The following is a 14,139-nucleotide window of genomic DNA, read 5'->3' on the forward strand; positions in this document are numbered from 1 at the left end:
TAAATTTTAGAAAGAGCGAACAATTAAGTTTGCTTTTTTATATTTTTAAAGTTTGTGCTTAAATTTTTGTAAATTAAAAAATAATGCATTTTCTTGATTTAAAAAACAAAAACATGCTCTCTAAAAAAAAAAAAAAAACAAAAAGGTTAATTTTATTTGTATTTTTATGTTCAAGTTTTTTATTTTGGACTTATTGCCTTAAAAAGTATATTAATTAATAATTGATTGAAGAAATTTTCAGTTTCTCAATTATTTTTTTAATAATCTATATTACTCTGAAAGGAAAAAAATCAAAGAATGAAATTAAAAAAACTATACGCAGTTTTGGCACTTCTTATTCCTACGGCAACACTTGCTACAACAATAAGCTGTAAAAAGAAAACACCAAATCTTGATGCACTTAAAGCGTACCTTCCAACAGTAACTTTAGAAAAGCTACTTGTTGACGTTGAAATTATTGAAGGTGAAGTTAAAGTCGAAAATATTCCAAACGGAAAAAAAGCAATCTCTAAAACTGCCGTTACTGAGTATGAGCAAGCATTAACAACTGCCAAATTAGTAACTGAAGAAGGCAAGGCCCAACAAGCTAAAACAGACCTTGAAGCAGCAGTTAAAAAATTAACTGACGCAATCGTAACTGGTACTTCAACCAAGAAGATTGATGAACTAAAATACTACATTGCTAGTGTTGAAATTGACAAAATCTTAAAAGATGTTCAAGTAACAACTGGCGACCCAGTAGCTGCAGATATTCCAAAAGGAACAAAAGCAGTTTCACAAGCAAAAGTTGATGAATACAAACTTGCACTAGACGCTGCAAAAGCAGTAGTTGATGAAGATAAAGCTGAACAAGCTAAAACAGACCTTCAAGCAGCAGTTAAAAAATTAACTGATGCATTTATAGAAGGAACATCAGCAAAGTTTCTTGAACACCTAAAAACTTATATTCAACAAGTAAAAGATGAAAAAATTCTAGAAAATGTTGAGGAAGTAGATACAGTAGATAAACCTGAAAATATCTCAAATGATAAAAAGGTTGTATTAAAATCAGCCGCTGCTGCATTTAAAAAAGCACTTGCTGATGCTGAAGCAGTTGAAAAAGAAAATGAGGCTGAACAAGCAAAGAAAACTCTTGAACAAGCAGTTAAAGATATTAAAGCTGCTATTGTTAAAGGGATTTCAGACAAAAATGTTCAAGCTCTTAAAGATGCTTTACCATCATTATCACTTACAACATACGTACTTGACAACAAAATCACTATAGTGCCTGATTCTACACCGATTTCAGATGTTCCTGGCGGTGAAAAGTTCATTTATAAATCTGTTTATGATGCTTATAACCAAAAATGAAACGATGCAAAATCAATTACCAAAGATAGTGTTGCTAAAGCTAAGTTAGCAGAACTACAACAAGAATTTGAAAATATTAAAACCACAAAAATCCAAGTTGGAACTTCAACTAAAAATCTTGAAGCATACCGTGCTTACTTAGAATCAATTGCACCAGCAAAAGTAATAGTAGGTGTAGAAGTTCGCGATACACCTCAAGCTCCAATGGAATTTTTACAAGGCAAAAAACAAATTAAAAAGACAATCTATGAAGCCTATGCTGCATACTGAAATGCTGAAAAAGCAAAACTTGATAACAATGAAATTCTAGATAAAGCTGCTAAAGCAAAACAAAATGAAGTTAAAGAAGAATTCAAAAAGAAATTTACAGATAATGTTGTAGTAGGGCAAGCAACTCAAAATTATCTGGATATGAAACAACTATTAAAAGAAAATGATCCAACAAAGATGACTGATTTAATTGTATATGCACATTTAAAGATAGAAGCTGATGAAATTGAATCTGGACAAAAAGGTATTGATAAGTTAAACTACGATAGATACAAAAATGATTGAGTAGAAACAAATAATAATTTGACCAGCAATGACTATGCAACAACTGATAATCTAAATGTGTTAAAAACTAAAATTAGTATGTTTAAAAGCAAGATAGTTACTGGAGATGGTACTACTATTGGCGAAAGTATTAAGTTCTTAAAACAATATACAAAAGTTGATAATAAAGGAAGCCTAGAAGTAAAAACTGGTGCTCTAGAAGACTTAAATGGAAGACCAAGAATTGCGAAGTTACTAATTCCTAAAACTCTTGATGGAAAAGAAATTAAAAAGATTGGTTACCAACTTTTCTTAAATGTTAACTATATTCAAGAAGTTAAAATTTTAGCTGATATTGTCGAAGTTTATGGTTATGCATTCCAAGGGCACACAGATAATCAAGATTTATCAATTAAACTTATTAAATTCCCAAGAATTCCGATTAAGTTTGGTCCTGGAGTATTCAAATACACAACTTTAAATAAAATTGAAATCCCTGAATCATCAACTTTATTTTCTAATAATAAAGAACTATTTGCATCTTCAACTATAAATGGTGATTTAAAACTACCTAAGGGCTGAAAGACTCTACCTGAAAGTTGTTTCCATACTACTAAAATAAAAGGTAACTTATATCTTCCAGATCAAATTTCAACAACTAGCGGGGCAATTGAAATTAATGCATTTGAGAGCTTTGAAATAACTGGGAATATTTACTTAGTTAACAAAGATACATACACCAATAATAAAGCTGAATTTGATAAAGCGATAACAGATCTTTCAACTAAAATAAAAATAAAATAACAATTTATTTTGTAAAAAAAAGCAAGGCTATGCCTTGTTTTTTCTATTCTAAAATTACTTTTCCTTCACCATCAATTTGCCCGGGGTGGTAGTAAGGAGAGTCAGCAGTTCATTTTAAAACAACTTGTTTGGTTGAATCGTCAAATTCAAACTTCAGATTAAGTCTATGCCCTTCACTAATTGCATTGATATCAATATAATCTAAGATAATATATTGTTTCAAATTATTCTTAAAAGATTGCCTTAACATTACTTCATTGGAACCATATTTTGCCTTTGCTTGTTTTAAGCAATCCTTGATAAAATCATAAAGTTCTTTATCAGTTTTTTTCTTGCCTTCATCAGTCTTTTCTAATACAAAAGAAGCTTGAATTTTTTGAAGTTGAGTGGTAGATAATCATTGATTGTTTTTTTGTGGTACATTAACACAAGAGGCTGACACTAAAGGCAAACTAATTGATGCTAAACCAAAGAAAGAAAATAGTATTTTTTTTGTTTTCATATTACTCCTTAATTAGAATATCTTGTAGATAGTTTAATCCATCAAAACTGAATGGTTTTATGATGTATTTTTGATATAAAACTTTTGAAAAATTTGCAAGCAAAATTTTGTTTTCAAAATTAATTGTGTAAGCATGCAAGTTATTTATTTCATTAATCAAGTTTACCACTTTTGAAAGTTCTAATGTTGCGAAATATTTATTTAAAATTTGAGTAATTTCAAAAGTGAAATTTTCTTCCTTAATTTCATTTATTTTCATATTGCATAACATTTCTAGTTGATCAAATGTTTTCTTGTGATTTGATTTTAAATATTCAAAAAAGTCGAAAATCGCAAAGTAAGTTATTTCATCATTTTTAACTTGCTTATATACGTTGAATGCTTTAGCCAAAATTTCAAATTTATTCTTTAAAACAAGTGTTTTTAGGAAATCAGTTGTTGTTGATTGATTCAATCTAAAAGTTGAATATGAATAAATAGAACTACCAAATTTGAAGTATTGATTAAACTTATCAAAATCATCAACTAAAACTATTTTTGCCTTAATTCTTTCATCAATTGTTGAAAATTCTTTCTCAATTAAAGGCAATAAGTTTAATTGTTTTTTACTCAAATTAAAAGCTTTAATTGGAAGAGTGAATTCAAGGTATTGTTCTTCAGTTTTTGCTAAAACCTTATCAATATACTTAGTAATATTTTTCTTGATTATTTCTTTATCAACGGAAGAAATTTGTTTATTTAAATCAGTTAAATTTTTAAGTTTTGTAGCATTTAATTTATTGTCAAATTGAACTGTTTTATTTATTTTTTCAAGCCTTCCTTTGTCAATATCTAAAATGATTTGTTTGTGGATATTTGCATGAGCATCACGTAATGTTAAATAATTTGTTCCACTTGTATTTATTGATGAAATATTTATATCATAAGGCGCTTGTGATAGAAACATATCTTGGGCTGAAGTTGAAGCAATTGTGTATGCATTAATTATATTTAAAAACATACTTTGAAATGCTAAACTTTCTTTTGAAAAAATTGAATTATAACTATAATTTTGTTCCTCAATTTCTTTCAAACTTAAACCATAAAAAGCATTAGCAAATGAATCATTAAAATATAAGTTTTTGCCTTTTGGGGTTAGGTTTAAAGCAATATCTGTTGAAGGTAAATATTTAAGCGTGTTTCTTTCATATGATAAATTGTATTTTGAGAAATCGCTTAAGATTTGTTCTTTTAAATCAAGTGTTAATCCATCAATGTTTAAGCTAGAAATTATGTTTTGTTTAAAGGCATTATAACTTTGAGTGTTGAAAGTACTTTGTCCAATCGGAAGTGTGTTGTATTTGAATTTGATTTCATTTAAATGCTTTTGATTTTGTCATTTTGAATTATCACGGGCATATTTAGTGTTTCTATATAAAACAGTTTCGTTCATTGTATTTTTATTAACAAAATAATAAGAACCATAAAGTGTATTTTTGTAAGTTTTGCCATATTCATAAAATCAACTAAAACTTTCATCTGAAAAAGGATAAGGTCCGTATTTTTTAATAATATATTCATAAGGAATTGCGTCTAAAAGATTTGAATAAATAAGTAAATATTTAAAGGCTTCAGTTAGATCAGTGTCTTTTCCATCTTTTGTTCTAATTTCTAGATAATCTGATTCGATGAAGCCTTTTCATTGATTTTTATCTTCTAAAAAAGATGAAGAAAGACCAAAACTATCAAAAACATTCACAATATTTTGACCATCAAAATAAGGAGAGTTTTCTTTGAAATTAAGTTTTTCAAGTTTCTGATTTTCACTCATTAAGTTTTCTTTTAAAAATTTATCTCTTAGTTTTTTATTTTGAAGGGCTTTAACGATTAAGCCGAATTTGAAATCCTGCAAAGTTACTTCAAATTTTTTGCCATCAATATTATCCTTGCCTTCAAAATTAACTCAATAATTAGCAGTTTGCTTTCCATCATTTTTAATAATAAATTTATTTGAATTTTTAAGCTTTTCAAAGAAACTTTTGTGATTAATTGAATTAAAAATTGATGAATCAACAAAAAGATAAGGATTTGAAAATCCATTTCCTTTATCAAAAGTTGGATATAAAACTGATGGTTTTTTTTCACTATCAGGTACTGAGTTTGAATAATCAACTCTTTTAATATTATCAACACTAAAAATTGATTCATTAAGTCCTGAATCTTTTAAACTTATTGAACTTGCTTGTTCAAATTGATATCAAAGTTCTGTTGGTTTTAATACAATTGAATCACGAAAATCTATTTCAGGTTGATTTTGACTTGCTATTCTTATAAGTTTTGGTTGTGTTAAATTATTTATATCTTGCAAGTTTTTATCTATTCCATTTGGATAAGCGTAAGAAAACTCGCCAGATTGATTTGAAGAATTACTTCAAACTATGTAATTGTCATGTAATTTGTTATAGTCATTTGTACAAGAAATTAAAGAAAAACAAGCAACTGATACAGTTGCTGGTATAAGACTAAAAAGTAATTTTAAATTCTTAGATTGCATGTTTTTCATAAGTTTAGTTTCCTATTAATAAATTTAACTTCTTCTTTTGCTTTTTCAATAGTAATTGTTATACCTGTTGGTTGTGTGTGACTGTGGAAGCTTAAAATAATTGCTGTAAAAATTATAGAAATTGCCAACATAATTAATGTTCCATAAATTATTCTTATCGATTCATTTCTATAATGAATAAATTCTGGAACAAGTTCAACAATTGACATAAATACAATAACAGCACCACCTAAAATTTCTAGTGAAGGTATTAATCATCCAACCTTATTCATAAATGGACCAACAAATGCTCCAAAGAACATAATTGGAATTAATACTAAAAGAGTTATAAAGTTAAATAATATTGCCCTTTTTTTAGTTTCGCCATATTGAAGTTGACGATAATAAACAATAACTAGTTCTAATAATAAGTGAAGGTTGAATGTAACCATCAAAGCTACATTAGGATTTCTTCCTACTCCAGAGAATTGAGCAACCCCATAACCTAAAACAAGACCATCAATTATTCTATGACTTAGAATCATTAATATTGCGGTTCAAGCTGCTTTGGGGTTGTCAACATCTCGAAATGAAATAAGGTGATCTGAGTGTTGATGTTCTTCGTGGCTTGAATGAGGATCAGTTTTGGATGCTTTGATAAATAAGTAACGACCTAAAATTACAATAGTTAAACCAATTAAAGTTGAAAGCCCAATTATTAATGCTGTGTAAGTTCTTTCTAGTCCTACATTACCATTAGTGTATTTAAGACCGCCAAGTTCTCCTGGAGTGTGAAATCAAGTTTCAATCTGAATTGTTCCTTCTTTCATAAATCCCATTGAACCTATCATCAAAAACATACCAGTTGAGAAAGCATAGATATAAATTGTTTTCTTATTAGTTATCTTAACTTTGATAAAAGAAAGGATTGTTAGAAATAACATAGGAACTGATAGTAAAATAGCAATGTAAATCAATAAATTTACAAAGATAACAAGGTATAGGTTCCCACCAAAGTCAGTACCTTTAAAAAACAAGATTATGCCTCCATTGATTATTTATAACAATAAATTATACGAAATATTTTACAATAAAAGTATAATTTTATTATAATAAAAAATGTAAAAAATTAAAAAAAGTTATGAAAAAAATTAAAACATTATCTTATATTTTAATTGCGGGTTTGCCAACCTTTTCGCTTACTGCAATATCTTGTGCAAAAGATCGCCCATATTTAAATTTAGCTAAAATTAGTAGAGTTTATTTAAACAAATTAAACTTAAATCAAATATCAAATTTAGAGAACGGAGCAAAGATTTTCTACTATTATAAAGGCAAAAATCAAAAAACCTATAAAACAAGTTTTGTTGAAAATAACAAGCTAATTTTAGTTAGAGAGAATGGTGAACGGGATGTTTATACTCCTGATTTTAGTCATGAAATTTATTGAAAAGAAACTAGCTCTTCATTTAATACAACTAGTGTAATTGATACTCTTGATAAAACTGATTTAAATAAGTTTATGACAACATATGATTTTGATTCCATTGATTCAGCTAATGGTTATGGCGATCAATGGTATGAGGTTTTAACTGAAAAAACTGGTCAAGATTTTATAAGAACTGGTGATCCATATTTTGCAGATCTTCAATCAATTATTTTCAGAATAATTTACGATTATGATATTGATTACAATTATATGAACTCTAAATTGTTTATTAATAAAAATAAAGAGACAAAGTTATTAGATGGATTTTTTCATACCAAGTATATACAAGCAGAAACCTGACTTTCAAAAGAATATGAAAATCAAAGAAAAAAGTTTGAGACTTTTATGCTTCTATATTTAAACAAATTCAATGTTAATGCTCATAAAATTGACATTGATTGATCAAAGGCAACTGTTAAACATTCGCTTGCTGAATCTACATCTTATGTTCAATTTCAAGTTAAAGATATTCTTGATAAAGACAATAAAAGCTTATTGAATGATTCAAATAAAAACAAAACTTTTTATATCAATGGATTTAGAAATTATGCAACTAGCCAAAAGTTTGGTGTTGGATTTTCTGGTTTAAAAGAAAGCCTTCCACTATTCAATGAATATGTTGAAAATCCATTGCTTCTTATTAATTCGAAGTACATTTCTGTAATTGATAATATCAATGAATTTGCTAAAGGTGGTGTTACTTTTGACTTTTGGAACATCAAAGGATTGATGTATTATTTCAATTATTTTAAGGATGAAATTTTGTTTTTGGAAGTTCCTTCATACCGTGCACATGAAGATTTATTTTATAAGATAATTGATGTAAAATTCGTTGATTATTTAGATACTAACCAATTATTCAAAGTTACTGTTAGAGTTTATAAAAAGGATAAAACTTTTAAAGATTATGTTTGAATTTCATCAAATTTTGACGACCACGGACATAGACTTAAAGGTATGATTTTAGAAAATAAAATGGATAAATTAACCAGTGATGATATTTATTCTTATGATGTCGGAATGAAACCCTTACCTGATGGAATTAAACTTAGTGATTTTTTAAAAACTGACATTGCTAATCCAACAGTGTTTCAAAAACTTTTAAAAATGGCGGGTGAACAACTTGAAAACATTTTTAGATTTTGAAACAATGATTCAAGATCAGAATTTGAAACAGATTTTTTAAAATCTGATTCAAAACAAATTTATATTTTAGGCTCCTATATTAATAATTATTTATTATCTTATTCTCTTGCAACTCAAGCTGGAAAAATAAGGAGCGGAGTAAAAAGAATTGATTTAGAAGTTTTAGAAGCAGCTCAAGAAATTGGAAGAGTTAAATTGAAACTTTTATTCAAAGGATGAGCAAGCGAAAATGATTTTGATTTTATTTCAAAAGGCGAAAAAGAACTTGCAAGCGTTACTTTATATTGAAATGGTTTTAAAGGCTTTAATAAAAATAAATATGGTGATGAACTTTTCACAATTGAAAAAATAGAGATAGGAGGAATTTAAAATGAATAAGAAAATGTCATTATTTTTCTCTTTGTTATCTTTAAGTTTCGTTCCAGCACTTACTATTTCATGCAAAAAACCTGAAGATTGAGAAGATTTGAATAAGTTAAAACCTTCAGATGAAATTAAGGTTAAAAAAACCTTCACTTTTACAAGTGAAGAAGCAAAAAAGATTGAATCAATTTATTTTGGTGTCATGAAAGATTTACTAACTCGAGTAAAAAATAATTGAAGAGATTATAAAAAAGATTGAAATGAACTTAAAAGAAATGTAGTTTTATTTAGAAATAAAATAGATAGATTAATAATACAACAATCAAATCTTGATGATCAAAAAGCATTACAAACTTTTTTTGATACTTGAATTAGTACTAAAAGTAAAGGCATGAAACTAACTTATGACGGGCAAGAACATGTTAATTATTTTGCACTATTCTTACTTAAATACACCTTAATTTATGATGATGTTGCTGCCGTTTTAAATGATGTAAATTTAGCATTTGATGCACAAGGATTTTTAGAAGATCTAAAAATAGTTGATGATAGATTAGAAGGGAAAGACATTAATTTAGCAAGTTTACAAAAATCACTTCAAAACCTTTGAAAGTTTGTAAATCAACATCTTTATAATCCAAATAAAATTACTAAAAAAGAAGACCTTGAGCATATGGAAATTGGTGCTGATAAAAATTCACATACTCACTCTCATGCAGGTGTAAACTTAACATACGAGTTAGGCCTTTGACATGAAAAGTTGTTTGAAACGAAGAAAATAAAAGATAGCACTAATAAAACTTTATTTGATTACTTTTTGGATGATTGAAAAAACGTTAAAAAGCATATTGTAATCAATATTGATTCTTTAAATTATGAAGTTGATTTTAATAGAATAGTTAAAAATTTAACCACTATAAAGAGTTTAGAGTCTGTAACAAAAATAGGTGATATAAAGTTAAGAGAAAATGGACAAAAAATTCTTGATACAATAAAAGTTCATATCTTAAATATTGCTAAAAAGTACAACATTCAAGATAAGTTAGAACTTAAATAGTAAAAAAATGCAACGGTAAAATGTTGCATTTTATTTTAAAACAGGATTATAAGCATGAGCTAAAGCATTCGAAAATAGTTTTAATGAAACCGAGAAAGAAACAACTAAGATTGTTAAAACTAATATGTAAAGAAAGTTTGTTTTGATTGAACTTAAAGCTTCTTTAAAAATTGTTCCTATGTTTAAATTATTACTTTCCGTAATGAAATCTAAGAATGCTAAAGATGAAACAATTAAGATGTTAATTGCAAGTCTTTCAGTTACTAAGATTAGAAGTGAAGGAAAGATTTTTCTAAATAATTGAAAGTAAATAATTTGACCTTGATTTAATCCAACCGCCATCGCTGAATAAACAAATTCTTTTCTTCTTAAAGCTAGTGTTTCGTTTTTACTTATTTCATAAAAAGAAGACCATGAAATTAATGAAAATGCTATTAAAATTGCATATCAATTTGTGCCCATAAAAGCACATAATAAAAAGATTCATAAAAGTTCTGGAATAGCATTAATCATATTAGCAAATGATTCAATAATTCTAGAGTATCATTTTTCTTTTTTAAGTGCTACTAAAGCACCCAAAGAAAAGCCTACAAAAATATTGAAAAAGATGGCAAGTAAAATGATTCCAAGAGTGACAGCAATTGAAGATAAAAGTCTTGAATAAATATCGATTCCATCATTATTCGTGCCAAGAATTGGCTTGAAATTTTGGCTATTAATTTCAGCGTTTGGAATAGATGAAATATTTAAATTTATTGCTTTTATTAAATCATAAGGATTGTAATATAAAGTAACGATATCAGTTGATATAGTTTGACTTCCGCCTGAATCAAAAGCTGAGTCAAAAAGTATTTTGAAAACAGGAGTTTCACCATTAGAAAATGCTCTATTTTTTTCAAGTTCTGCTACTTGCCTTATGAAGTCAAGTTCAGCGCCTCTTTCAAAGTTTCTTTTAACAATTTGAGAGTAATAACTTGGCAAATTATTTACAAAGATTGAACCATTTTGAAGTGATTTAGTTGGTGAGTACTTTATAAAGCAAAGTGCAACTAATAAAGTAAGTAAAATTGCCATGAAAAATACAAGTGCAAAAATGTTGGATTTCTTCATAAAAAAACGGGTTCAAAACATTTTTGTTGATGTTTTTGGAAGGGCTAAATCTATTGACTTAGGTTTTTTAGTTTTGAACTTAAATAAAGAAGGATTTTGAAAATTAAGCATACTTCCTCCTCAATGAATTTACCTTTGGTTTATTGAAGAATAAAATGCCACTTTGTTTTCTTTGTTCGGGGTTCAAATATTCAACAATAAAATCAATAATAAATTTATAAATTAAAAGTAAAAGCAGACTAACAAAAAAGAAGTACATTATCATATTTATTTCTGCTTTTTGAAAGGCAAAAGAGATGAAAACTGATTGGCCTGGAATTGAGAAAATTCTTTCAATAACTATTGATGAAGTTATTAATAAAATATAAAAAGGAATTAATGTTTGAAGTTGATTAATTATTAATTTTTTAAGTAAAACTTTTTTAAATAATTCTACTCTTGACATCCCTATAGTTTTAGCAAATAAATAATAGTTAGAAGATAAAACTTCTTTAGTGGTTTTTCTTGCTTTTGCCATAAAAAGTGAGATAGTTCCAAAAGATGTAATTAGTATAGGAACAAGTAAAGATTGTAAGGCAAAAGGATAGTCACTAATAAACTGAGAAGGATAAGCAAAAATGTGTGAGAATGATAGTGCTAAAATAGCAATTAAAATAAGAGGAATTGTTGCAAAAATAGAGATTAAAAAGTTAACTAAAACATCGGAAGTTTTGCCATATTTATATCCAATTCAAACTCCTAAAATATTACCAATTATTAAGGCAAAAATAAAGGTTATTAAAGTGAATAAAATAGTTCATTTAAATTGTGAAAAATACAGTGTTGGGATTGATATATTTTCCCCTCCACCAAGGTTAGAATAAACCTTGCCAAATGAGCCTGAAAATAGATCCCTCATATATCTTCCAAATCTTGCAAAAATATTAGTTTCAAGTTGATTAAAAACAGCAATATTTGTTTTAATTTGTTTGGTTAAAAGTAAATTAATTGCAAGAAAAATAACGCAAAGCGAAACAAAAAATATTGCGACATAAATTAGCAATCTATAGAAAAAATCTAATGCTTTATTGCGTTTCATTTTTCTCCTTTATATAATTAATCTAAGTATTTTTTAAAGTTCAAAAAGTAACTCTTTGTTTTATCCTTGTTAATAACTTCAACAATTTTTACTTCTCTATTTTTTTGCACATAATCAAAATATTTTGAAGATGTTTTATTTCAAATCATAGGAACTCTAACATTTGAAATTGTTCTTTTTACTTCGTCTTGTCTACCATAAGATTCTTTATTAATAATTTCTTTAATCTCATCAGCTTCAAGTTTGTTGTTGGCGTTAGCATCTACTCAAAGTTTTACTTTAAAATTATCATTTATTAAAAAATCATTGTTGCTTAAAAATTCATAAGGAATACTTTCAGAAGTATATGCAAACATATCGCTTTCTAGCCCAACAAAGTTAGGTGCTCTAAAGTCCCCTAGACCTGAATTTCATTTCTTTTTAACAAGAGCTCTTGGTTTAAAAACATTAATTTTGTAAGGTTTGTATGATTCATTTTTTGGATCATTTGTTGAAAATATTAAGTAACTATTTTTAAAACTAGTTTCACTTTCAGCAAAGAAATCCTTACTTAAAAATCCACCTAAAACAAATCCTTTTGAAGGTTCTTTACTAGTTGTTGGCACATAAATATTTTCATTATGATTAGCAAATGAAAGGTAAGAAATTGGTTGTCCATATCCCATAACATCGAGATAAGCTTTGTAAAGTCCTTTTAGAAATTTATTTTGATTTTTTTCTAGCATTTCCTTGAAAGGAAAATCGCCAAATTCATTTTTAAAAGTAATAAGTTCTTCATCAAAAACTCAATTGTTTGCAAAAATTCTGGTTTTGATTTCAGGCAAGATTATACTTTTATCTAAATAAATTTGAAGCATTTTTACAATATCATCTCCAACTGCTGTTGCTTGAGTATATTGCTTTCCTTTATAGTAACTTACAAAAGCAAAGTAATTTCTATAGTCATAATCCAATTTGTCTACAATCTTGGTATTAACTTGAAATCCCATTTTTAAAAATTCACGAGGAATTAATTCTTCAAATGAGTAAAGATAATTTAATTTTGTTGCATCAATGTTATTGTCAGCAAATGAAATTATTCTTTCTCTTTCTTTTCTATTATTAAAGGTGTAGTTATTTTGATTTAAGTCATTTAATCTTTGAGCAAGATTGGCTGAAATGTTTCCATTTGCCATTTCAAAAAGTTCGCTTGCTGAAAATTTTGAGAAAACTGGAGTAGCTTCATGATTATTAAAAAATGATTCATGTGCTTTATTCAAATCATAGGTTTTACCATCTGTGTGTTTGTAATAGTTGGTATTTAAATTTAAGTTTTCGCGGAATTCTTTTAAGAATTTTTTGTTATTAACATAAGTGTCTTTAACAATTCCATCACTTGAAACACTTAATTTATATTCAAGTGATGAGTCAGCATTTGGATCATCAGCTTTGTAAGATTGGTTGTAAATGTTTGCTCAATGGTGCATGTATTCGTGAACTAAAACAGAAAGTAAACGCTCAACTCTAAAAATCAAAGTTTCATTATCTTTATTAACTCCATTTGAAATTAAATGTTCAACAAAAAGAGCAATTTCACGTGATTCAGGACGATAAAATCCGTTTAAATTTTCACTATCAACGCTGCTGTATTTTTTATTGATATTGACCACTTTTAACTCATCAATTTCAGGCCCAAAAAACGCTCTTTCATTAAAAGTTTTGCTCAAAAGTTTAAGCCCATCTTCACCCAAATAGTAAAGAAGTTCGCCTGTTTCTTTATCTTTTCCATATGGATATTCTCTTAAAGAAAGTTTGCCGTGATTAAATTCAATTGGTTTACCTTCTTCATCAACTTTAAGATTAAGTTTCACAACATTTTTTTCATCTTCACTAACAATAACGTTGAAGTTATCTTGGCTATTTTGAATTTTTTTAGTAATTGCTCAAATGCCAAAACCTGCAACCGCAAAGATTGGCAAAGTTGCAAATGCAATTAAAATTTTTGATCATGTTGGTAACTTTGATTTAGTCATTTTTATCTCACTTTGTTTAATAAGTTAAATTATAGAATAAATTTAAAGACAACTTTGCAACAATAAAATATAAACTAATACTTAGAAAAAATAGATAACATTCTTTTCGTAAATAGTAGCAAAGTTTAGTTTTTGCTCAAATTGTAAATTACTTTTATTTTTCAACAATTTTA

Annotated in this window: 9 protein-coding genes; 3 read left to right on the plus strand and 6 right to left on the minus strand. The window is 27.1% G+C overall.

Features of this window, described 5'->3' with window-relative positions:
• Positions 1–297: 297 nt before the first annotated feature.
• Entirely contained in the window at positions 298–2,688 is a 2,391-nt protein-coding gene (locus tag R9C05_RS02705; RefSeq protein ID WP_121940517.1) for a leucine-rich repeat protein, read from the plus strand.
• Positions 2,689–2,731: 43 nt separating this feature from the next.
• On the opposite strand, the gene R9C05_RS02710 is transcribed toward R9C05_RS02705, so the two are convergent.
• Genes R9C05_RS02710 through R9C05_RS02720 form a run of 3 tightly spaced genes read right to left on the minus strand, consistent with a single transcriptional unit; the run spans position 2,732 to position 6,748 of the window.
• A complete protein-coding gene (locus R9C05_RS02710) occupies positions 2,732–3,190 on the minus strand; it encodes a hypothetical protein (RefSeq protein WP_121940518.1) in 459 nt (152 codons plus the stop codon).
• Between the two features lies 1 nt (position 3,191).
• A complete protein-coding gene (locus tag R9C05_RS02715) occupies positions 3,192–5,732 on the minus strand; it encodes an OppA family ABC transporter substrate-binding lipoprotein (protein WP_121940519.1) in 2,541 nt (846 codons plus the stop codon).
• The gene (locus R9C05_RS02720; RefSeq protein ID WP_277870164.1) at positions 5,705–6,748 is read right to left on the minus strand and encodes a ZIP family metal transporter; all 1,044 of its coding nucleotides are present in this window, start codon (positions 6,746–6,748) and stop codon (positions 5,705–5,707) included. The genes R9C05_RS02715 and R9C05_RS02720 overlap by 28 nt, the downstream gene beginning before the upstream one ends.
• 104 nt (positions 6,749–6,852) lie before the next feature.
• On the opposite strand from R9C05_RS02720, the gene R9C05_RS02725 reads away from it, so the two are divergent.
• Both R9C05_RS02725 and R9C05_RS02730 read left to right on the plus strand, forming a co-directional pair.
• Positions 6,853–8,715 (plus strand): MAG3240 family lipoprotein, encoded by a 1,863-nt coding sequence (locus R9C05_RS02725; protein ID WP_121940520.1) that lies wholly within the window; start codon positions 6,853–6,855, stop codon positions 8,713–8,715.
• Between the two features lies 1 nt (position 8,716).
• Entirely contained in the window at positions 8,717–9,766 is a 1,050-nt protein-coding gene (locus R9C05_RS02730; RefSeq protein WP_121940521.1) for an HxHSH motif-containing lipoprotein, read from the plus strand.
• 30 nt (positions 9,767–9,796) lie between these two features.
• Here the strand turns inward: R9C05_RS02730 and R9C05_RS02735 are convergent, their stop codons facing one another.
• Genes R9C05_RS02735 through R9C05_RS02745 form a run of 3 tightly spaced genes read right to left on the minus strand, consistent with a single transcriptional unit; the run spans position 9,797 to position 13,966 of the window.
• On the minus strand, positions 9,797–10,987 hold the full coding sequence (locus tag R9C05_RS02735; protein ID WP_121940522.1) for an ABC transporter permease: 1,191 nt from the start codon (positions 10,985–10,987) through the stop codon (positions 9,797–9,799).
• Positions 10,980–11,954 carry an ABC transporter permease subunit gene (locus R9C05_RS02740; RefSeq protein WP_121940523.1) on the minus strand — a complete coding sequence of 325 codons (975 nt, stop codon included), beginning with the start codon at positions 11,952–11,954 and terminating at the stop codon, positions 10,980–10,982. Before R9C05_RS02740 ends, R9C05_RS02735 begins: the two co-directional genes overlap by 8 nt.
• A gap of 17 nt (positions 11,955–11,971) precedes the next feature.
• Positions 11,972–13,966 (minus strand): MYPU_1760 family metalloprotease, encoded by a 1,995-nt coding sequence (locus tag R9C05_RS02745; RefSeq protein WP_121940524.1) that lies wholly within the window; start codon positions 13,964–13,966, stop codon positions 11,972–11,974.
• Positions 13,967–14,139 lie beyond the last annotated feature (173 nt).

The sequence above is a fragment of the Metamycoplasma subdolum genome, from assembly GCF_033546815.1.
Classification (GTDB): Bacteria; Bacillota_I; Bacilli_A; order Mycoplasmatales; family Metamycoplasmataceae; genus Metamycoplasma; species Metamycoplasma subdolum.